The organism is Phaeobacter sp. JH20_37 (assembly GCF_048056015.1).
Classification (GTDB): Bacteria; Pseudomonadota; Alphaproteobacteria; order Rhodobacterales; family Rhodobacteraceae; genus Phaeobacter; species Phaeobacter bryozoorum.
This window is the reverse complement of record NZ_JAYMWW010000014.1, coordinates 100,017-119,694: the sequence shown is the minus strand read 5'-3', so window position 1 is coordinate 119,694 and position 19,678 is coordinate 100,017. Positions and strand designations below refer to the sequence as shown.

20 protein-coding genes are annotated in these 19,678 nt (G+C 64.0%); 9 read left to right on the top strand and 11 right to left on the bottom strand.

Translation table 11 applies throughout. The features are described from left to right. Positions 1 to 2: 2 nt before the first annotated feature. The 5 genes from VWZ87_RS11905 to meaB form a co-directional block, all read right to left on the bottom strand. Entirely contained in the window at positions 3 to 443 is a 441-nt protein-coding gene (locus tag VWZ87_RS11905) for a low molecular weight protein-tyrosine-phosphatase (protein WP_416535034.1), read from the bottom strand. A gap of 148 nt (positions 444 to 591) precedes the next feature. After that, entirely contained in the window at positions 592 to 1,062 is a 471-nt protein-coding gene (locus tag VWZ87_RS11900; protein WP_416535033.1) for a copper chaperone PCu(A)C, read from the bottom strand. A 53-nt stretch (positions 1,063 to 1,115) separates the two neighbouring features. Next, positions 1,116 to 1,472: a DUF2946 family protein gene (locus tag VWZ87_RS11895; RefSeq protein ID WP_340546167.1), complete on the bottom strand. Its 357-nt coding sequence runs from the start codon at positions 1,470 to 1,472 to the stop codon at positions 1,116 to 1,118. Between the two features lie 177 nt (positions 1,473 to 1,649). Continuing rightward, positions 1,650 to 1,940: a 50S ribosomal protein L28 gene (gene rpmB, locus VWZ87_RS11890; RefSeq protein WP_260088093.1), complete on the bottom strand. Its 291-nt coding sequence runs from the start codon at positions 1,938 to 1,940 to the stop codon at positions 1,650 to 1,652. A gap of 296 nt (positions 1,941 to 2,236) precedes the next feature. Further along, entirely contained in the window at positions 2,237 to 3,274 is a 1,038-nt protein-coding gene (gene meaB / locus VWZ87_RS11885) for a methylmalonyl Co-A mutase-associated GTPase MeaB (protein ID WP_416535032.1), read from the bottom strand. Between the two features lie 139 nt (positions 3,275 to 3,413). Between meaB and hrpB the strand changes: the two genes are divergently transcribed. From hrpB to VWZ87_RS11870, 3 genes are all read left to right on the top strand, one after another. Further along, entirely contained in the window at positions 3,414 to 5,918 is a 2,505-nt protein-coding gene (gene hrpB, locus VWZ87_RS11880; protein WP_416535031.1) for an ATP-dependent helicase HrpB, read from the top strand. A 182-nt stretch (positions 5,919 to 6,100) separates the two neighbouring features. After that, positions 6,101 to 6,559: an NUDIX hydrolase gene (locus VWZ87_RS11875; protein WP_340546169.1), complete on the top strand. Its 459-nt coding sequence runs from the start codon at positions 6,101 to 6,103 to the stop codon at positions 6,557 to 6,559. 90 nt (positions 6,560 to 6,649) lie between these two features. Then, positions 6,650 to 8,131: an inorganic phosphate transporter gene (locus VWZ87_RS11870; RefSeq protein ID WP_416535030.1), complete on the top strand. Its 1,482-nt coding sequence runs from the start codon at positions 6,650 to 6,652 to the stop codon at positions 8,129 to 8,131. Positions 8,132 to 8,261: 130 nt separating this feature from the next. On the opposite strand, the gene argF is transcribed toward VWZ87_RS11870, so the two are convergent. Beyond that, entirely contained in the window at positions 8,262 to 9,188 is a 927-nt protein-coding gene (gene argF, locus VWZ87_RS11865; protein WP_340546171.1) for an ornithine carbamoyltransferase, read from the bottom strand. A gap of 109 nt (positions 9,189 to 9,297) precedes the next feature. Continuing rightward, positions 9,298 to 10,482 (bottom strand): aspartate aminotransferase family protein, encoded by a 1,185-nt coding sequence (locus VWZ87_RS11860; protein ID WP_340546172.1) that lies wholly within the window; start codon positions 10,480 to 10,482, stop codon positions 9,298 to 9,300. Between the two features lie 302 nt (positions 10,483 to 10,784). Between VWZ87_RS11860 and VWZ87_RS11855 the strand changes: the two genes are divergently transcribed. Next, on the top strand, positions 10,785 to 10,922 hold the full coding sequence (locus tag VWZ87_RS11855; protein ID WP_416535029.1) for a hypothetical protein: 138 nt from the start codon (positions 10,785 to 10,787) through the stop codon (positions 10,920 to 10,922). Positions 10,923 to 10,972: 50 nt separating this feature from the next. Beyond that, a complete protein-coding gene (locus VWZ87_RS11850; protein WP_416535028.1) occupies positions 10,973 to 11,905 on the top strand; it encodes a DMT family transporter in 933 nt (310 codons plus the stop codon). On the opposite strand, the gene VWZ87_RS11845 is transcribed toward VWZ87_RS11850, so the two are convergent. Next, complete coding sequence (locus VWZ87_RS11845; RefSeq protein WP_416535027.1) at positions 11,887 to 12,747, bottom strand: ABC transporter permease; 861 nt, start codon at positions 12,745 to 12,747, stop codon at positions 11,887 to 11,889. The genes VWZ87_RS11850 and VWZ87_RS11845 overlap by 19 nt on opposite strands. Before the next feature lie 293 nt (positions 12,748 to 13,040). Here VWZ87_RS11845 and VWZ87_RS11840 point away from each other — a divergent pair, with 293 nt between their 5' ends. Then, positions 13,041 to 13,649 carry a GcrA family cell cycle regulator gene (locus VWZ87_RS11840; RefSeq protein WP_340546177.1) on the top strand — a complete coding sequence of 203 codons (609 nt, stop codon included), beginning with the start codon at positions 13,041 to 13,043 and terminating at the stop codon, positions 13,647 to 13,649. Between the two features lie 160 nt (positions 13,650 to 13,809). Here the strand turns inward: VWZ87_RS11840 and VWZ87_RS11835 are convergent, their stop codons facing one another. Continuing rightward, positions 13,810 to 14,328 (bottom strand): YHS domain-containing (seleno)protein, encoded by a 519-nt coding sequence (locus tag VWZ87_RS11835; RefSeq protein WP_416535026.1) that lies wholly within the window; start codon positions 14,326 to 14,328, stop codon positions 13,810 to 13,812. Positions 14,329 to 14,676: 348 nt separating this feature from the next. On the opposite strand from VWZ87_RS11835, the gene yghU reads away from it, so the two are divergent. After that, entirely contained in the window at positions 14,677 to 15,558 is an 882-nt protein-coding gene (gene yghU / locus VWZ87_RS11830; protein ID WP_416536977.1) for a glutathione-dependent disulfide-bond oxidoreductase, read from the top strand. 98 nt (positions 15,559 to 15,656) lie between these two features. Here the strand turns inward: yghU and VWZ87_RS11825 are convergent, their stop codons facing one another. Together VWZ87_RS11825 and VWZ87_RS11820 are read right to left on the bottom strand one after the other, a co-directional pair. Then, entirely contained in the window at positions 15,657 to 16,454 is a 798-nt protein-coding gene (locus tag VWZ87_RS11825; RefSeq protein WP_416535024.1) for an SseB family protein, read from the bottom strand. After that, complete coding sequence (locus VWZ87_RS11820) at positions 16,451 to 17,044, bottom strand: uracil-DNA glycosylase family protein (RefSeq protein WP_340546181.1); 594 nt, start codon at positions 17,042 to 17,044, stop codon at positions 16,451 to 16,453. Before VWZ87_RS11820 ends, VWZ87_RS11825 begins: the two co-directional genes overlap by 4 nt. Before the next feature lie 286 nt (positions 17,045 to 17,330). Here VWZ87_RS11820 and VWZ87_RS11815 point away from each other — a divergent pair, with 286 nt between their 5' ends. Both VWZ87_RS11815 and VWZ87_RS11810 read left to right on the top strand, forming a co-directional pair. Next, on the top strand, positions 17,331 to 17,993 hold the full coding sequence (locus tag VWZ87_RS11815) for an ABC transporter ATP-binding protein (protein ID WP_340546182.1): 663 nt from the start codon (positions 17,331 to 17,333) through the stop codon (positions 17,991 to 17,993). Further along, positions 17,968 to 19,677, top strand: coding sequence for a capsule biosynthesis protein (locus VWZ87_RS11810; RefSeq protein WP_416535023.1), 1,710 nt, complete (start codon positions 17,968 to 17,970; stop codon positions 19,675 to 19,677). Before VWZ87_RS11815 ends, VWZ87_RS11810 begins: the two co-directional genes overlap by 26 nt. The last annotated feature ends 1 nt before the right edge of the window (position 19,678 follow it).

The following is a 19,678-nucleotide window of genomic DNA, read 5'->3' as shown; positions in this document are numbered from 1 at the left end:
CCTTAGCGCAATGTTCTGGCCAGCCCGGCTGCGGCGGCTTCGATCAGATCGAGGCATCCGTCAAAGTCGCGGGTGTAATAGGGATCCGGCACGTGATCGGCGCCATGATCCGGGGCGTAATCGGTGAACAGCCTGACCGGCGTCGTGGCTCCCTCGGGGCGCAGCGCTTCGATATCGGCGAGATTGTCGCCATCCATTGCGATGATCAGATCAAAGCGGGCGAAATCCTGTGGTGTGAACTGACGCGCGCGCAGATCCGACAGATCAATCCCCCGCGCCCCGGCTGCGGCCTGCATGGCGCCATAGGGCGGCGCGCCCACATGGTAGCCTGCGGTGCCGGCGCTGTCGGTCCCGACCTGCGGGCAGAGCAGTCGAAACACGCCTTCGGCGGCGGGGGAGCGGCAGATATTGCCAAGACAGACAAAGAGAATGTTCTGCGTCACGGATGCGGCCTTTGCTGGATGCGCCGCGATTTGGCGCGAGGGGAGAGGCCCATGGTAACGCGCCCGCAGAAAAAGAAAATGGCCAGCCCAAGCGGCGGTCTGCGCGAGCTGGCCAAAAAAGGGCTGTGGTTTCAGATCAGACGGGCGATCAATGCGAGTGTTTCATCGCACCGTGATCTGCCTTGCGCTCCAGATCGACGGGCACGGTCACGGTGACCTCACCGGCCTTTTCGAACACGAGGGTAAGATCGACCGTATCGCCATGCTCCAGCGGTCTGGTCAGCCCCATCAGCATCACATGATCGCCGCCACGTTGCAGCATATGGGTGGCACCGGCAGCAACGGCAAAGCCCTCCTCGACGTGGAGCATCTGCATGACGCCGTTTTCGCCTTCCTTATGGGTGTGCAGCTGCACCAGCTTTGCGGCGTCGCTGCTGGCTGCGATCAGGCGGTCGTCGCTGTCGGAGGCGTTTTCGATCATCATAAAGGCAGCGCCGCTCTTGGCGGCTTTGGAGGAGACGCGGGCGTAGCTGTCTGTCACGGTGATGTCGGCGGCAAAGGCGGCACCGGCAAAACAGATGGCAGCGACGCTGGCGGCAAAAGTGGTCTTGAAGGTCATTGGTCGTGATCCTTGATACGTAGGCTTTGGAATTCGGGTCTGGTGGAGCGCGCTCAGACCGCGCGCAGAGGCACCAGTTCCGGTGGCCCACGGGCCCAGGCCGCCAGCCGCACCATGGGCAGGATCGCGGCGGATTCGCCCAGATCGCGCGTCAGCTGTCGCGGCAGGGTGCTCTGCGCCGGAAGCGGCAGCGACAGCGCAAGATCGGCGGTGAAGGTCAGGCATTCGGGGCAGTCCATCGGTGGCGAGACCGGCTGGCCGTCGCTGTCGATATAGACCATCACCGGCCCGGTGCCGGTACAGATCACCATCTGCCCCGTAGCATCGCGCATACCCGCCTGCGCGCTGACGCCGGTGACGGCCATCAAAGCGATCAGGGCCAGAGCCAGATATGAACGCAGCAAGGTCATTGTGCCGCGAGATATGCGCCCGCGACCGCGCCGCTGCAAGGCGAAAAAGGGACGCAGGCAAAGCAGGCGAGACAGGCCAGCAGGCACGCCAGTGGCACATATGAAAACGCCGCGCATGAGGGTCATGCACGGCGTTTCGAAATCTTGTCCCTGCCCGCTGCGGGCCGGGTTTGGCGATCAGGCCTCGGCGGCTTGTGCCTTGGCGATCTCTTTCTTGACCTTCAGCGCTGCGGTGGACAGCTCTTCGTCCTTGGCTTTGGCCAGGAATGCGTCCAGACCACCACGGTGATCAACGGTGCGCAGAGCAGCCGCGGAGATGCGCAGCTTGATACCACGACCCAGAGTCTCGGACTGGAGGGTCACGTCGTTCAGGTTCGGCAGAAAGCGACGTTTGGTTTTGTTGTTGGCGTGGCTGACATTGTTGCCAGTCATCGGGCCTTTTCCGGTCAGTTCGCAACGGCGCGACATAGGTTCATCCTTCGTATCTGGGGCGCCCGTGGATCATTGTTCGAATCGAGCACCAAATTACAAGGGGCGCGGCCATTGGCTGCGCCCGAAAACTGGTTGGATGCGTTTAGGAGGAATCGCGTGCAGGGTCAAGCCATATGAAACGGATTTATGGGACAACCCGTGCACAACCTCCCAGCGGGCTGTTTCAGCACCCAAGGTCTGCGCCCTCATAGCCTGTCTGAGGCGCGGACTCCAGCGTTTATCACAGCATCTGCGCCTGCCGCAGCATCCCCTCCCGGCAGCCGGTGCAGACCTCAACCGACGCCCAGCCCGGCCAGCAGATCCCGGGCCGCCGCCGCCGGCGTGATCTGCCCTGCCGCCACATCTTCAGAGAGTTCAGCCATGCGGCTCCGCGCCCAGGGGGTTTCCAGCCGTGCCAGCAGCGCCTGACGCACATCCTCGCCAAACCAGTAGCGGGCCTGTTCGGCGCGGCGGCGCTGCCAGTGGCCATTGGCGCGACGCCAGTCGGCCAGCGCCTGCATGTCGTCCCATGCGGTCTCTAGCCCGTCCTTTGTCGCGGCAGAGACCATCAGCGCCTTGGGGAAGCCATCGGGATCCTGCGGACGTTTGCGCAGCAGGCGCAGCGCCCCGGCATAATCGGCGCAGGTGCGGGTGGCGGCCGGTTTCAGATCGCCGTCGGCCTTGTTCACCAGAATGATGTCGGCCATTTCCATGATACCGCGTTTGACGCCCTGCAATTCGTCGCCCCCCGCCGGCGCCAGCAGCAAGAGAAACAGATCGGACATTTCCGAAACCACGGTTTCTGACTGCCCGACCCCGACGGTTTCGATCAGCACCACGTCAAAGCCCGCCGCCTCGCACAGCGCCACCGCTTCGCGCGAGCGGCGCCCAACGCCGCCCAGATGGGTCTGGCTTGGCGAGGGGCGGATAAAGGCGTTTTTTTCGCGGCTGAGATGTTCCATCCGGGTCTTGTCGCCCAGAATCGATCCGCCCGAACGGGTCGAGCTGGGATCAACCGCCAGCACCGCGACCCGCAGGCCTGCCACGATCAGCATCATGCCGAAGCTTTCGATGAAGGTGGATTTCCCCACCCCCGGCGTGCCGGACAGGCCGATGCGCAGGGCCTGACGGTTTTCGCGGGCCAGACTGTCCAGCAGGCGGGTGGTGGCCTCGCGGTGGTCGGCGCGCCCGCTTTCCACCAGCGTGATCGCTCGGGCCAGGGCGCGGCGTTCGCCATTCAGGATCCGCGCGGCCAGATCGTCGATATCCAGCGGACCCCTGCGGTCTGCCGTTGTGCCGCCTGTTCCACCGGAATTGCCTGCTGCTGCCATGGTGGCCCTCTCCCCGCTCCTAGGTTTGGGCATTGATGGCGCAGCCGGGCGGCGCTTGTCCAGTGAACATCCGTCGCAGGAGGACAAAGCCGCTGCGCTCGGCGCTGGACCACGCCCGCGCCATTGGCGATAAGGCGGCATGACCAGATTGCCCATTGATGACGCCCTGCCCGAGTTGATCGCTGCCCTGCGCCGCCAGTCGCGTGCCGTGTTGCAGGCGCCACCGGGCGCCGGCAAGACCACGCGGGTGCCGCTGGCGATGCTGGAAGAGCAGCTCTGCGAGGGGCGGATCATCATGCTGGAGCCGCGCAGGCTGGCAGCGCGGGCCGCGGCGGAACGTATGGCCGACACGCTGGGCCAGCCGGTCGGCGCAACCGTCGGCTACCGGATCCGCGGCGAGGCCAAAGTCAGCGCCGAGACCCGGATCGAAGTGGTGACCGAGGGGATCCTGACCCGGATGCTGCAATCGGACCCTGATCTGCCCGGTATCGGCGCGGTGATCTTTGACGAATTCCACGAACGGTCGCTCAATGCCGATTTTGGTCTGTCGCTCTGTCTGGAGGTGGCCGGAGCGCTGCGCGACGATCTGATCCTGCTGGCCATGTCTGCCACATTGGATGCCGCACCCGTCGCCGAACTGATGGAGGCGCCGCTGATCACCTCCGAGGGGCGCAGCTATCCGGTAGAGACCCGCTGGCTGGACACTCCCCTGCCCGCCGACAGCCGCAGCGGACGCGGTCCGAGGCGGCTGGATGCGCTGGTGGATCTGGTGCTGCGCGCAGAGGCGGAGACACGCCCGCCCGGATCCGGCGGCAAAGGCGGGTCCGAGGCCAAGGGTGGCGGCATTCTGGTGTTCCTCCCCGGCGAGGGCGAGATCCGCAAGGCCGCTGCCGCGCTGGCGACCCGGCTGCCGGGAGATTGCGTGGTGCGTCCGCTATATGGCGCGCTCCCCTTTGCCGAGCAGCGCGCCGCGATCCAGCCGGATCCTGTGGTGCGCAAAATCGTGCTCGCGACCTCGATCGCGGAAACCTCGCTCACCATTCAGGACATTCGCGTGGTGGTGGACATGGGGCTGGCGCGGCGCAGCCGGTTCGACCCCGGTTCCGGCATGTCGCGGCTGGTGACCGAACGGGTGACCCGTGCCGAGGCTACCCAGCGGCAGGGCCGTGCGGGCCGTGTTGCAGCTGGTGTTGGGTATCGGTTGTGGACCAAGGGCGAGGATGGCGCGCTGGCCGCGTTTCCGCCGCCGGAGATTCAGGCCGCCGACCTTACCGCGCTGGCGCTGGAACTGGCGCTCTGGGGGGCGGATCCGGGCGATCTCCCGTTTCTGACGCCACCGCCAGATGGCGCCCTGCAGGAGGCGCGCGCCTTGTTGCGGATGCTCGGGGCGCTGGACGACGAGCGGCGGATCACCCCCCATGGCAAGGCGCTGGCCCGGCTGCCGCTGCACCCGCGCCTGGGGCATATGCTGGCGCGCTTTGGCGCTGATGCGGCACCGCTGGCGGCGCTGCTGGCGGAACGCGACCCGTTGCGCGGCGCGCCGGTGGATCTGGCGCTGCGGCTGGAGGCCCTGAGGGATGCCAAGGGGTTTCAGCGTCGCCGGAGCTATCAGCTGAACCTCCCGACGCTGGAACGCATCAAGGGCGAGACCAAGCGGCTGGCCCGGCAGGCGCGCGGTGGGGCATCCTCTGCGTCGGCAAGCGCTGCGGTGATGGCCGCCACCGCCTATCCCGACCGGATCGGCCAGCGCCGCAAGGGCGATGCGCCGCGCTATGTGCTGTCCGGTGGCAAGGGCGCGGTGCTGCCGCCCGAGGACAGTCTGGCGGCGACGCCGTTTCTGGTGGGACTCGACAGCGATGGCAACCCGCGTGAGGCGCGGCTGCGGCTGGCCGCACCGATCACCCTGTCGGAGCTGCGCGCCGAATTTGCCGATCAGATCAAACCGCAGCTGACCTGCGCCTGGTCCAAACGCGACCGCCGGGTGGTGGCGCGTCGTCAGCAGTGTCTGGGCGCCATCGTGCTGGAGGATCACATCTGGAAGGATGTTCCGGCAGAGGCTGTGGCGACGGCGATGCTGGACGGCGTGCGCGAACTGGGCCTGCGGCTCAGCGGTGCGGCGGCGCGGTTTGTGGCGCGGGTGCGATTGTTGCAGGCCGATGGCGAGGATCTGCCGGATTTCAGCGAAGAGGCTTTGCTGGCGACGCTGGAGGATTGGCTGCTGCCGATGCTGGACGGGGTGCGCAGCGCCGAGGACTGGAAACGCTTTGACCTGCTGCCTGCGCTGCGCGCGGCGCTCAGCTGGGAGCAGACGCAGAGGCTGGACCAGCTGGCGCCGCCGCATTTCACCACGCCGCTGGGGCGTCGGGTGCCGATTGATTATGCCGAGGAGATCCCGGAGATCTCCGTGCGCCTGCAAGAGATGTTCGGCGTCACCCGCCACCCTACCGTGGGTGGCGTGGCACTGAAGGTCTCGCTGCTGTCACCGGCGCAGCGGCCGATCCAGATCACCCGCGATCTGCCCGGTTTCTGGTCCGGCACTTATGCCGATGTGCGCAAGGATATGCGCGCCCAATACCCCAAACACCCCTGGCCCGAGGACCCCACGCAGGCGGATCCGACCCTGCGCGCGAAACCCCGGAAATAGCCAAAACTGATGCCGGAACGCGTGATTTCCCCGCGAATTCACGGAATTTTGCGCCTCTTTGGCGCAAAAACCCGCCGTTTCGCAATCTCGGCCTCTTGAATTCCGGCCCCACCATGCCAAGATTGTTCCAAAGCAAAAATGTGCCGGGCATCCAAGCGCCGGCAGCAGAAAGCTGAGCAGCAATGAAGCATATGATGTCCAGTGCCTGGGAGGAGTACCTCCGGCCAATGTTCTTCCGCCCCAAACGGCTGCAAGTCGCCGCCATGTGCTATCGCGATGGTGCCGAGGGCCGAGAAGTGCTGATGATCACCAGCCGGGGCACCGGTCGCTGGATCGTCCCCAAAGGCTGGCCGATCAAGGGCAAGAACGGCCCGCAATCCGCGCTGCAGGAGGCCTGGGAAGAGGCCGGTGTGCGTGAGGCCCGGATCGAGGGTGAGCCGGTCGGCACCTACGAATATGTGAAATTGCAGGACAATGGCACGAAGGAAACCGTGCACACGCTGGTCTATGCGGCAGAGGTCATTGAGCTGGCCAAGGATTACCCCGAACAATCCGAGCGGACCCGCAAATGGATGTCGCCGGCCGCCGCTGCGGATCTGGTGGCCGAGCCTGAATTGAGCGAATTACTGCGTCAATTGTAACAGTTCCGTGATGGAAATATGACAAACCCCTTGCATGACTGCAGAGGGGACGCTAGGCGCGTGCGCAACTTTTGAATCGGGATCGATACAATGAGCGACGCACCGCAGCGACCGCAGTGGAAGACACTGGACCGGGATCTTAACCGGATTTCTCAACTTGAACTGGCGACATCCTATGTGTCGCGCCCGCTGGTGGCCCCCGGCATCGCGCTGGTCTTTATCGCGCTGGCCGGCGTTGGCGCGGCGGTGTTCCTCGGCTCCACGCCCTCCAGCTTTGTGGTGATCGCGGCGGCGGCCTTCGGGGCTTATATGGCGCTGAACATCGGTGCCAATGATGTGGCCAACAACATGGGCCCGGCGGTGGGCGCCAACGCGCTGACCATGGGCGGCGCCATCGTGATTGCCGCCCTCGCCGAAAGCGCCGGTGCGCTGCTGGCAGGCGGCGATGTGGTCTCCACCATCTCCAAGGGCATCATTGATCCGGCAAGTGTTGCCAGCGCCGATGTGTTCATCTGGGCCATGATGGCGGCGCTGATTTCCTCGGCGCTCTGGGTGAACCTTGCGACATGGATCGGCGCGCCTGTCTCGACCACACATTCGGTTGTGGGCGGCGTCATGGGCGCTGGTATCGCAGCAGCCGGGTTCGGCGCCGTGAACTGGCCTACGATGAGCAAAATCGCTGCCAGCTGGGTGATCTCACCAGTGCTGGGCGGGCTGATTGCGGCCGGGTTCCTCGCCTTTATCAAGGCCAAGATCATCTATCAGGACGACAAGATCGCCGCTGCACGGCGCTGGGTTCCGGTACTGGTGGGCATCATGGCGGGGGCCTTTGCCTCTTATCTGGCGCTGAAGGGGCTGAAGAAGATCATCAAGATCGACCTGGAGATTGCGCTGCTGATCGGGGCCGCTGTCGGCGCGATGAGCTATGTGATCACCGCACCGCTGATCAAGCGCCAGTCGGAGGGGATGGAGAACCGCAACAAATCGCTGAAGGTGCTGTTTTCGATCCCGCTGGTGATCTCGGCTGCACTTCTGTCGTTTGCTCATGGCGCCAATGATGTGGCCAATGCGGTGGGTCCGCTGGCGGCGATCGTGCACACAACGGAATTTGGCGATATCGCCTCTAAAGTGGCGATTCCGACCTGGGTCATGGTGATCGGGGCCTTTGGCATCTCCTTTGGCCTGTTCCTCTTTGGTCCCAAGCTGATCCGCATGGTCGGCAGCCAGATCACCAAGCTCAATCCGATGCGCGCCTATTGCGTATCGCTGTCGGCCGCGATCACCGTGATCGTGGCCAGCTGGCTGGGCCTGCCGGTCTCCTCCACCCACATTGCGGTGGGGGCTGTGTTTGGCGTCGGTTTCTTCCGGGAATGGCATATGGAGCGCCGCCTGCGCAACAGCTCCGCCACCCAACCCGAAACCAAGCGGATTGCACCGGAAGAGCGCCGTCGCCGCAAACTGGTGCGCCGCAGCCATTTCATGACCATTGCTGCCGCATGGGTGATCACCGTGCCCGCCGCAGCACTGCTGTCGGGCTGCGTGTTCCTGGCGCTGACCGCGATCACCATGTGATCCCGGCCTCGGGCCAAAGTCGCGGCCCGAAGCCCCGGCCCGAAGCCCCAGCCTGAAATGGAAAAACCGCCGCATCCTGGCCGGATGCGGCGGTTTTTTGTTGGCCTATTCGCAGGCTGAGGCGAGTGGTTCAGGCCCCGAGGCAATAGCGCATGATCGCCTTTTGTGCGTGCAGGCGGTTTTCAGCCTCGTCAAAAATCACCGATTGCGGGCCATCCATCACGGCGGAGGTGACTTCCTCTTCGCGGTGGGCCGGCAGGCAGTGCATGAACAGCGCATCGGGTTTGGCATGGGCCATCAGCGCATCGTTCACCTGATAGCTGCGCAGCATATTGTGGCGGCGCTCCTTGGACGACTGGCTGTCGTGCATCGAGACCCAGGTGTCGGCCACCACCAGATCGGCGCCCTCGACCGCTTTCTGGGCGTCGCGCTCGATGATGACCTGCGAGCCTGCGTTGCGGGCGAGGCCGATGAACTCAGGCTCCGGGTCGAGCTGGGCCGGACCGGTGAAGGTGAAATCAAAGCCGAATTGTGCGGCGGCATGCAGGAAGGAGGCGCAGACATTGTTGCCATCGCCGCACCAGACGACTTTCTTGCCCTTGATGGGGCCGCGATGCTCCTCATAGGTCAGCACATCGGCCATGATCTGGCAGGGGTGGGTGCGGTCGGTCAGCCCGTTGATCACCGGCACCGAGGCATATTCGGCCATTTCGGTCAGCACGGTTTCATCAAAGGTGCGGATCATGATCATATCGACATAGCGGCTGAGCACGCGGGCGGTGTCGGCGATGGTTTCGCCGTGGCCGAGCTGCATGTCGCTGCCCGACAGCACCATGGTCTGCCCGCCCATCTGCCGCACGCCCACATCAAATGAGACGCGGGTCCGGGTCGAGGGTTTTTCGAAGATCAGCGCAACCATCCGGTCCTTCAGCGGCAGTTCATCGTCAAGGGCGGCCTTCGGGCGGCCCTGGCGGGCATCCTTGGTGATCCGGGCCTGGTCGATGATCCCGCGCAGATCGGCGGCATCGGTTTTGTGAATGTCGAGAAAGTGGTTCATGTCGGATATCGCTTTCGGTTGTCTTTGGAGGCGGCGGCACCGCATCCCTGGGCCGGTCAAGGCGGGGGCCAGCCCCCGCACCCCCGGAGTATTTCGGGAAAGATGACGGCTAGGCCTCGGCGCTGGCGGTCAGCGCGGTGGCGGCCTGATCGAGACGGGCGAAGGCCTCTCCAATGTCCTCATCGGTGAGGGTCAGCGGCGGCAGCAGGCGGATCACATTGTCGGCGGCCGGAACCGTGACCACCTCGGCCGCATAGCCGGCATTGACCACGTCGATATTGGCCGCCACGCATTTCAGCCCCAGCATCAGGCCGGTGCCGCGCACCTCCTCGAAGACCTCGGGATGGGCGGCCACCAGCCCTTCGAGTTTCTGACGCAGGAGGCCTGCCTTGCGGTTGACCTCGGCCAGAAAGGCAGGGTCGGAGACGTGATCCATCACCGCGCAGCCCACCGCACAGCCCAGCGGGTTGCCGCCATAGGTGGAGCCATGGGTGCCTGCGGTCATGCCGCTCGCAGCCTCCTCCGTGGCAAGCACTGCGCCCAGCGGGAAACCGCCGCCGATGCCCTTGGCCACCATCATGATGTCGGGGGTGATGCCTGCCCATTCATGGGCAAACAGCTTGCCGGTACGACCCACACCGCATTGCACCTCGTCGAGGATCAGCAGCAGGCCGTGATCGTCACAGATCTGACGCAGCGCCTTCAGCTCTGCATCCGGCACCGGGCGGATGCCGCCCTCGCCCTGCACCGGTTCGATCAGGATCGCGGCGGTCTTGTCGCTGATGGCATCGGTGACCGCATCGAGATCGCCGAAGGTAAGATGGACAAAGCCGGGCAGCATCGGGCCGAAGCCCTTGGTCATTTTTTCAGAGCCCGCGGCTGAGATGCCTGCGGCGGAGCGGCCATGGAAGGCACCGGAGAAGGTGATGATCTCCACCCGCTCGGGCTGATCGTTTTCATAGAAATACTTGCGCGCCATTTTCACGGCGAGTTCGCAGGCCTCGGTGCCGGAGTTGGTGAAGAACACGGTGTCGGCAAAGCTGTGCTCCACCAGCCGGTCGGCCAGCGCCTGCTGCTGCGGGATGTGGTAGAGGTTGGAGACATGCCAGAGGTTTTCGGCCTGTTCCGTCAGCGCCTTGACCAGAGCCGGATGGGCGTGGCCCAGCGCATTGACCGCAATGCCGGCGGCGAGGTCCAGAAAACGTCGCCCGTCAGCCTCGATCAGCCAGGCGCCCTCGCCCTTCACAAAGCTGAGCGGCGCGCGATTATAGGTTGGCAGAACGGAGGGGATCATCTGGATCTTCCTTTTGGGCATGATGGGCCAAGCAGTGACGCAGCCGGGCCGCAGGGTCAACGATTTTGGGCGTGATTCTTGAGGTCTTGAGGCATGCCGATGAGCTTTGATCAGGCACGCGGGATCGGGGCCGGTTACGCGCTTTGGCGTCGGCGTCGCAGCAGGGAGATATGTGCAGCGGTGATCATGACCGCGTCCATAACGGAGGTTTTGACAAAAGAAAAGACCATTTGTGCCGCCATATGCGACAAAGCGGCACCCCGGGGTGCCACAGTCGGCGCTCTTGCTCGGGGCCGGCCGCTTTGCCGGTGTTATGCGCGCCGCCAGCGGTCCAGCCGACCCATGCCGAGGTCGAGCCCCGTATCCAGCGGGCAGAGCGGTTCCTGACCAGCCTGCGCCAGGCCCGCGATGCGCTGGAGGCGGCACCGTTTCGACGCTGAGCAAACCGTTTTGGCTTGCCAAGGCGGCACCGCTGGCGCATCGCTGGCCCATGCACCGGACCATATCGCCCAATCCCGCTCTTGCCGCCGTCTTCATCCTGGTGGCCACAGTTTTCATCGCAGGCACCACCCTGATCGCAAAGGCTTTGGGGACCGAGGCATCGGGTATGCCGCTGCATCCGCTTCAGATCAGTTTCGGGCGCTTTGCCTTTGCGTTTCTGGCGATCACGACCGTGGTCGCGCTGCGGCGACCCCGGTTCACCCGCCCGCATTGGGGGCTGCATCTCGGGCGCACCAGCTTTGGCTGGATGGGGGTGACGCTGATGTTTGCCTCGGTGGCCTATATCCCGCTGGCGGATGCCACCGCGATCACCTTTTTGAACCCGGTCTTTGCGATGCTGCTGGCGATTCCGCTGCTGGGAGAGCGGGTTGGTCCCTGGCGATGGGCGGCGGCGGCGATTGCGCTAGTGGGCGCGATGATCCTGCTGCGCCCGACCCCGGCGAGTTTTCAGCCCGCCAGCCTGCTGGCGCTGGCGGCGGCTGCGGTGATGGGGCTGGAGCTGATCTTTATCAAGCGGCTGGCCGGGCGCGAGCGGCCGTTGCAGATCCTGTGGGTCAACAATCTTCTGGGCACGGTGATTGCCTGTAGCGCGGTGGTCGCGGTCTGGCAGCCTCCCTCGGCAGAGCAATGGGCGCTGATGGCGGCGCTCGGCTGTATGATGGCCTGCGCTCAGGGCTGTTTCATCAACGGGATCGCGCGGGCGGATGCGTCATTTGTGGCGCCTTTCAGCTATGCGACGCTGATCTTTGCCACGCTCTATGATCTTGCGGTGTTTGCGGTGGTCCCGGATGCGGTCACCGTGCTGGGGGCGGTGATCATTCTGGCGGGCGCGGCGCTACTGGCCTGGCGCGAGGGACGACAGCGCCCCCCGACCCTGCACGTGGATCCGGGCGCGCAGGCGGATCAGGATTTCAGCCGGTAACCGCTGCGCAGCATCAGCCAGGCCAATGTGCCGATGGCGAGGCTTGCGAGGCTACAGACCACAAGCCCGAGCACCGGCGAACTGTCGGAGGTGCCGATCACGCCGAATCGCACGCCGTCGATCAGGTAGAACACCGGATTGAGATGCGACAGCAGCCGCAGCACTGGTGGCAGCGACTGCACCGAGTAGAACGTGCCGGAGAGAAAGGCGAGCGGCGTCACGATGAAATTGGTGATCGCTGCCATCTGGTCGAACTTCTCGGCGAAGACACCGGCAACAATGCCAAGCCCACCGAGGAATACCGCGCCCAGCACCACAAAGAGCAGCGCCACCAAAGGGTGTTCCGGCACCACGCCAAGCACCAGCATGAGGCCGGTGCCGATGCCGAGGGCCACCAGAACGCCCCGCGCGACCGCGCCGGCCAGATAGCCCAGCAGGATTTCAACCCCGGAAAGCGGCGGCATCAGCGTGTCGACGATATTGCCCTGCACCTTGGTGATCACGATGGAGGAGGAGGTATTGGCAAAGGCGTTTTGGATCACCGTCATCATCATGATGCCGGGGGCCAGAAATACGATGAAGGGCACGCCCATCACATCGCCCCGCCCCGGCCCGATGGCAATGTTGAAGATCATCAGGAACAGCGCGGCAGTGACCATTGGCGCCAGCAGGGTCTGGGACCAGACCACGAGAAACCGGGTGATCTCGCGCCGTGCCAGGGTGCGCAGGCCAAGCCAGTTCACCCGCCCGAACCGGCGTTCTCCGAGGGCGATACCCGGTGAGACAGGTGACTCTGCCTGTGCTGCGGCCCCTGCCGGGGTCTGCGGTGTATCCTGTGCCATGTCCGACCTCTTTCACTCTGTGCGGGCCAATCCCCCACCGGTCCGGCGACCTCGGGGGTGGTCACGGCCTTCGTAACCGGTCGCAGGCGCGCGTCAACCCGTGCTGCGCCCTTTGCCGGGGCTGATCGTCGAGCCTGATGGATAGGCTTGTCGCCGCAGATGGCCCGGCAGACCCCTGACAAGCGCAAGACGCTCTTGTAACTCGGGGCGCAGTGATTAGAATAGGGGCTTGTTACGGAATTCGATGGCGGCCGCAGGTTCCTGGGGCCGCTTTTAGCTTGGAAAGGCAACAGATGTCCTGGACAGACGAGCGCGTCGAACTGCTCAAGAAAATGTGGGGCGAAGGGCAATCTGCAAGCCAGATCGCCAAGGAACTCGGCGGCGTGACCCGCAACGCCGTGATTGGCAAGGTGCATCGCCTGGGACTGTCCAACCGCAACAGCGGTACGGCCAAACCGGCAGCCGAGCCCAAGGAAAAGCCCGCCGCCGCGCCAAAGCCAGCGCCAGCCGCCGCCGCTGCGGCTCCGGCCAAGCCCAAGCCGCAGCCCAAGACCGAACCGGCCCGCCCGGTAACGCCAGAGCCTGCGGCCACCGGCGACGCCCGGAGCGCAACGCCTGCGCGCCGTCAGATCATCCCGGCCGGACAGCCACTGCCGCCGCAGCCCTCGGCCAATGAGATCAGCCCAGAAGCGCTGGCCAAGGTCAATGAGATCGAGAAGAAGGCCAAGAAGCTGTCGCTGATGGAGCTGACCGAGCGGACCTGCAAATGGCCTGTAGGTGACCCCGCGACCGAAGATTTCTGGTTCTGTGGCCTGCCGGTCCAGCAGGGCAAACCCTATTGCGAAGCGCATGTTGGCGTGGCCTTCCAGCCGATGAGCGCGCGCCGCGACCGCAAACGCTGAACCGCCTGAAACCACCTGCCAGCTGGCCTTGGGTCTGAGCGGCAGGTCGTGTGATGTGAAACAGCGCCCCGGATGTCTCCGGGGCGCTGTTTTCATGCTGGGGGGGGAAGCGGTTCGAGGCCCCTTCCCCCCGCGCCCGCAGGCGGGCGATCAGATCAGATCAGCCTTTCTCCGGCGCCGAGGATGTGAAATTGGGGATCACGCTCTTGGAGGCATCGGCGGGTTCAATATCGGGCCAGTTGCCCTCGGCGAGGTTGATGTTGCCGGGAATATCCGCTTCCCAGAAGCCGACGACGTTCTTGGTGATGTTGAGATAGAGTTTGTCATCCACGATGCGCCAGAGGTTCGGGTTGCCCGGAACCTTGCCGCCCTTGGAAACGCCATAGGCACAGTGGCCATCATATTGCGGCGCGTAATACTCGGGGTTGGCAGCAAATTTATCGCGGTTCTCGGCGCTGGAGAAGGCGAAGGTGGCGCCGTTATGCTCAACCGTGAAGGCGGCATTGCCGGGCACCGCTGCGGGCTGGGCGTTGCCGACAGGGTTCTGCGCCAGATCACGATAGGCCACCACATCGTAGCCCGAAACGGCAAAGCCGGTGTTGTCGACATATTGATCCCCGGCAAAGGCAGGCAGACCAAAGGAGGCAGCGGCCAGGGCGGCAAAGAGAATGCGTTTCATAGACTATCCTTTTCAAAGGCGCGGGCCATCGGACCCGACAGAAGCGGAACGCCGACCATCCGGGCCGGGCTGTTCAGACACTAGCCAGAGATCGCAGGCGATGCGAAGGGGGGCTCACGTCCCTGTGTCCAGTGCGGAGCCGCCGTGATCTGACGCGGGGATTTGTTACAACCGGCAGGCCGCAGCCCTCCCCGGTCAAGAAAAAGTGTATGCCACAGACCTTCCAGTCATTGGAATTTTGCGCGACCTGATTATCTGTTGCAGGATACGGCGCGGCCCCCCTGCTGGGGGACGCTGCGCCACCATCACCTGATCCATTCAAAAACCCTTTCATAACAAGGCCAACAGATGAGTGACACAACCTATACCCCACCGAAAGTCTGGACCTGGGACCAGGAGAGCGGTGGCCGCTTTGCCTCGATCAACCGCCCGATCGCCGGTGCCACCCACGACAAGGAGCTGCCGGTCGGGAAACACCCCTATCAGCTTTATTCACTGGCCACGCCCAATGGGGTGAAGGTCACGGTGATGCTGGAGGAGCTGCTGGCCGCAGGTCACAAGGGGGCTGAATATGACGCCTGGCTGATCAATATCGGCGAAGGCGACCAGTTCGGGACCGGCTTTGTCGAGGTGAACCCCAATTCAAAGATCCCGGCGCTGATGGATCGCAGCGGCGACACGCCGGTGCGGGTGTTTGAATCCGGCTCGATCCTGGTGCATCTGGCGGAAAAATTCGATGCCTTCCTGCCAAAGTCCGGGGCCGCGCGCGCCGAGGTGATGAACTGGCTGTTCTGGCAGATGGGCAGCGCGCCGTATCTCGGCGGCGGCTTTGGCCATTTCTACGCCTATGCACCGGAAAAATACGAATACCCGATCAATCGCTTCTCGATGGAGGCCAAGCGTCAGCTGGATGTGCTGGACCGCCAGCTGGCCGAGACCCGTTTCATCGCCGGTGAGGATTACACCATCGCCGATATGGCGATCTGGGCCTGGTATGGTCAGCTGGTGCTCGGGCGACTTTATGAGGCAGCTGAATTCCTGGATGTGAAAAGCTATACCCATGTGCTCCGCTGGGCCAAGGAGATCGATGCGCGTCCGGCCGTGTCCCGTGGCCGCATGGTGAACCGTGCCTTTGGCGAGCTGCACACCCAGCTGCGCGAACGCCATGATGCGTCGGATTTCGACACCAAGACGCAGGACAAACTGGAGCCGGCAGAAGCCGACAGCTGACCGCGGGCGGGGTCGGCCCCGCCTGCCACCACGGCTAAAGACACTGGGCATCGAGATACCTAACGGCGTCGCGATGTTTCTGTCTGAGACCTGCCGCCCTAGCTGAGCCGGGGCGGATTTTCAGGATCCCGTCCGGGGGCGGAGGGCAGTTTCGGTTCTGCCGGTTGCGGCAGATCGAACCGCAGTCCCACCTGCGCCAGCCGCGCCGCCATCGCATCACTGCTGGCAAAAAAACCCACATCCAGCGCACCCGCCTCAACCCCGGAGAAGGTCAGCGCCTCTCCGACCGCCTTGGCCAGCGCGGGCTGCGCGGCATCCCTGGCATCGACAAAGCCCAGCAGATGCCCCTGCCCGCCGCCGCGATAGTTCAGCCCGACCAGATAGGCGGCCTGAGCCAGCCCAACGGCGGTGGCCAGTTTGGTGTCCAGCGCGGTGATCAGCACTTCCGGCAGGCCTCCGGGGGCGGTGATCGCCTCGATTTCGGCGTCAACCTCGGCAGGCATCTGGCCGAGCGTCTCATGCAGCCAGGCCACCGCCTCGGCCGGGATCAGGATTGCCGAAGGTGCCACATCCAGGTTAACGCCAAGGCCGATGTTTGCGCCTGCGCCCTGCCCTGCCAGCATCTGCACCACAACCCGCCCCGACAGCGCGGCATAGGGCACGATGCGACCGGCGAATTCCGCGAGCCGGTCCTCACGGTCAAAAACCAGCGCAAAGGTGCCCTCCTCCGTCTCGAACAGCTCGGGCGCGATACTGTCGCCCTCTGCCTCGCGGGCCAGCATCAGGAACAGCTCGCTATCGGCCAGCCGTTCGTAGAACCGCAGGCGGGCCGCGTCATCCTGCGGCGCGGCCAGCATCGCGGCATGGCTGGTGTCCAGAGGGGTGGCTTCGGTCATGTTATCAGCTCCTGAACCCGGGCGCGCAGGACCGGCAGCAGATCGGTCTCGAACCAGGGATTGCGTTTCAGCCATGCGGTATTGCGCCAGGACGGATGTGGCAAGGGGAAGTCCTGCGGCGCGTGGTCCCGCCAGCTCTCCACCCGCGCCTGAACCGGCTGTTTGCCACCCAGGTGATAGCTGTGGGCATAGGCCCCGACCAGCACACGCAGGCCGATATTGGGCAGGCTGGTCATCACCCGGTCGTGCCAGGTATTGCGACAGATGGCAGGCGGCGGCAGGTCGGCTTTCTTCGGCGAATAACCCGGAAAACAAAAGGCCATGGGCACAATGGCCACCAGCGACTGGTCGTAGAATTGCGCCTCACTCAGACCCAGCCACTCACGCAGGCGATCTCCGGAAGGATCGGTGAAGGGGCGGCCGCTGTCATGGACCCGCGCGCCGGGCGCCTGACCTGCGATCAGGATGCGGGCGGCGCTGTCGAACCAGGCGACCGGACGCGGGCTGTGTCTGGTGCTGGTGGCGGCAAAACGCGCAGCACAAAGGCGGCAGGCGCGAATCTCCTGTCGCAGCTGATCAATTGTCGTCATATCTGACCCTGCCATCCACGCCTCAGACCCCGTTTTTCGCCCCGCCTAACCGGCGCCCAGGGCCTCTGTCATCCGGCATCGACCGCCATCTTCCGATCAAAGCCCCGTCACTTGGTTAAGGGAGCGTTGCCAAAACCCGTAACAATTGGACATAATATGGTCCAAATAGCAGCCTATGTCGTTAACACAAATCTGTTAGTGCAGTCATAAGGCCGCCGGGATCCGCCTGGCGCATGATGAGGATCAGAGACCCCGAACGGGGCCGAGAGCAGCACCGGAACCCGCGATGCTTGAGTTTGAAAACGTGAGCAAGTCCTTCTGGACCGGCACCCAGCGCAAGGTGATCCTTGACCGGGTGTCCTTTCGCGTTGAACTTGGTAAATCCATGGGGGTGCTGGCGCCGAATGGCACCGGCAAGACCACATTGATCAATATGATGGCGGGGCTGGAAAAACCCGACGAGGGCGATATCCGCCGGGGCTGCCGGATTTCCTTCCCCCTTGGCTTCATGGGGGGCGTTATCAACCGCCTCTCGGCGATGGCCAATGCCCGCTATATCGCCAATCTCTATGGGCTGGATCCCGATTATGTTGAGGCCTACTGCCGCTGGCTCTGCGGTCTGGGGGAATATTTCGACCAACCGGTCGGCACCTATTCCTCCGGGATGCGGGCGCGGTTCAGTTTTGCACTGATGCTGGCGCTGGATTTTGATATCTTCCTCATCGACGAGGGGATGCCCAGCACCACGGATGTGGAGTTCAACAAGAAGGCCGGCGCCATCCTGCAGGAGCGGCTGGAAACCACCACCATCATCATGGTGTCGCACCAGCCCAAGACGCTGGAGAAATTCGTCCGCTCTGCGGCTGTTCTGGTTGATGGCCAGTTGCATATGTTTGAAACCTTGGAAGAAGCGAAACAGCTCTATGACTACCAAACCCAAGGCGAGTAAATTCCGCGTCCGCCGGAGCGGCACCACGGCAGCGCAGCCTGCCGCCGCGCGCCCCGTGCCACCACCGGGCGCCGCTCAGGCTGGCGCTGGCGCCCTGTCTGCGAGTGCAGCAAGCGCGGCGAGTGCGGCGAGTGCTGCAGCGGATAGCGCTACGGTCAAACCGACAGCCGCAGATGAGCCTGTCATCATCAAGGAACCTGCCGCCGCGCAATCCGGCAACGCGAAGCCCGGCAAGCCGTCCACCAATCTGGATGACATCCGCAAGGAAGGGCTGACCGGCCGTCAATTGCGACTGGCGCGCCGCATCGCCCAGAAGAACAACCTGGCCGCCACCTCTGATTTCGACGCGGTCCGCCAGCTGCGACTAAAGGGCATCGATCCGTTCCAGCGCGCCAATATGCTGGAGCTTGTGGTCCAGCCCAACAAGGCCCAGCCGACGGGCAGCCCGCCTGCCCCGGGCGGCGTGCAACTGCCGCAGACAGTCCCCGTCGACAAGATATCCCTGCCCGCCCAAGAGCTGAGCCCTGCGGAGCGGCGCAACCGGGAAATCAAGCAAATTCAGCGCGATATTGCGCGCCGCCGTCGCCGCAGGTTGCTTCTGCTGGGCGCGCGTCTGGCGTTTTTCGTCATGCTGCCCACGCTTCTTGCGGGATATTATTTCTACAGCGTCGCAACGCCGATGTATGCCGCGAAATCCGAGTTCCTCGTGCTCAAGGCTGACAGCGCAGGCAGTGGTGGCGGGCTTGGCGGGTTGCTCAGCGGCACCCAGTTTGCCACCAGCCAGGATTCGATCGCGGTCCAGAGCTATCTGCAATCGAAGGAGGCGATGCTGCGGCTGGACCGCGAGATCGGATTCAAGTCGCATTTCACCCAAGAGTGGATTGATCCGATTCAACGGCTGAACGACAACCCCACCAATGAGGAAGCCTATAAGACCTATTCGCGCCACGTGAAGATCGGTTACGACCCGACCGAGGGTGTGGTCCGCATGGAAGTCACCGCAGCGGATCCGCAGATCTCGGCGGAGTTTTCGCGCAAGCTGATCAGCTATGCGCAGGAAAAGGTGAACCAGCTGTCGGTGCAAAAACGCTCCGATCAGGTGGGGGATGCCGAAACCGCGCTGGAGATGGCCGAAGAAAAACGCCGCAATGCCCAGGAAACACTGGTGCGGCTGCAACAGCGCGGCACCGTGCTGGACCCCGAAGGCGTGATCATGTCGCTGCGTTCGCAGATCAGCACCTTTGAACTTCAGCGCCAGGAAAAGGAGCTGGAGCTGGCGGCCCTGCTGGACAATACCCGCCCAAATCAGGCCAAGGTGGATGGCGCGCGCGCCGATATCGCGCGGCTGAACAGCCTGATCCAGCGGCTAAACGATCGCATGATTGACGCCTCGGCCGGCGAAAACTCGCTTGCCAGCCTGACGGTGCAGATCCAGATGGCGCAGGCTGATCTGGCGACCCGCGATCTGATGCTGCAATCGGCGCTGCAACAGGTTGAACAGACCCGCATGGAGGCAAACCGCCAGGTGCGCTATCTCACCACGGCGGTAGAACCCGTGCCCAGCGAGGAAGCGACCTATCCCCGCCGATTTGAAAATACGATTTTGGCATTCCTGATCTTTTCCGGTATCTACCTGATGTGCTCGCTTACTGCGTCCATCCTCCGAGAACAGGTTTCGTCATAAC

Bases quoted from the DNA above. Each gene is read 5' to 3' on its own strand.
- VWZ87_RS11900 (WP_416535033.1), bottom strand. From the start codon at position 1,062: ATGACCTTCAAGACCACTTTTGCCGCCAGCGTCGCTGCCATCTGTTTT.
- VWZ87_RS11895 (WP_340546167.1), bottom strand. From the start codon at position 1,472: ATGACCTTGCTGCGTTCATATCTGGCTCTGGCCCTGATCGCTTTGATG.
- rpmB (WP_260088093.1), bottom strand. From the start codon at position 1,940: ATGTCGCGCCGTTGCGAACTGACCGGAAAAGGCCCGATGACTGGCAAC.
- meaB (WP_416535032.1), bottom strand. From the start codon at position 3,274: ATGGCAGCAGCAGGCAATTCCGGTGGAACAGGCGGCACAACGGCAGAC.
- hrpB (WP_416535031.1), top strand. From the start codon at position 3,414: ATGACCAGATTGCCCATTGATGACGCCCTGCCCGAGTTGATCGCTGCC.
- VWZ87_RS11875 (WP_340546169.1), top strand. From the start codon at position 6,101: ATGAAGCATATGATGTCCAGTGCCTGGGAGGAGTACCTCCGGCCAATG.
- VWZ87_RS11870 (WP_416535030.1), top strand. From the start codon at position 6,650: ATGAGCGACGCACCGCAGCGACCGCAGTGGAAGACACTGGACCGGGAT.
- argF (WP_340546171.1), bottom strand. From the start codon at position 9,188: ATGAACCACTTTCTCGACATTCACAAAACCGATGCCGCCGATCTGCGC.
- VWZ87_RS11860 (WP_340546172.1), bottom strand. From the start codon at position 10,482: ATGATCCCCTCCGTTCTGCCAACCTATAATCGCGCGCCGCTCAGCTTT.
- VWZ87_RS11850 (WP_416535028.1), top strand. From the start codon at position 10,973: ATGCACCGGACCATATCGCCCAATCCCGCTCTTGCCGCCGTCTTCATC.
- VWZ87_RS11845 (WP_416535027.1), bottom strand. From the start codon at position 12,747: ATGGCACAGGATACACCGCAGACCCCGGCAGGGGCCGCAGCACAGGCA.
- VWZ87_RS11840 (WP_340546177.1), top strand. From the start codon at position 13,041: ATGTCCTGGACAGACGAGCGCGTCGAACTGCTCAAGAAAATGTGGGGC.
- VWZ87_RS11835 (WP_416535026.1), bottom strand. From the start codon at position 14,328: ATGAAACGCATTCTCTTTGCCGCCCTGGCCGCTGCCTCCTTTGGTCTG.
- yghU (WP_416536977.1), top strand. From the start codon at position 14,677: ATGAGTGACACAACCTATACCCCACCGAAAGTCTGGACCTGGGACCAG.
- VWZ87_RS11825 (WP_416535024.1), bottom strand. From the start codon at position 16,454: ATGACCGAAGCCACCCCTCTGGACACCAGCCATGCCGCGATGCTGGCC.
- VWZ87_RS11820 (WP_340546181.1), bottom strand. From the start codon at position 17,044: ATGACGACAATTGATCAGCTGCGACAGGAGATTCGCGCCTGCCGCCTT.
- VWZ87_RS11815 (WP_340546182.1), top strand. From the start codon at position 17,331: ATGCTTGAGTTTGAAAACGTGAGCAAGTCCTTCTGGACCGGCACCCAG.
- VWZ87_RS11810 (WP_416535023.1), top strand. From the start codon at position 17,968: ATGACTACCAAACCCAAGGCGAGTAAATTCCGCGTCCGCCGGAGCGGC.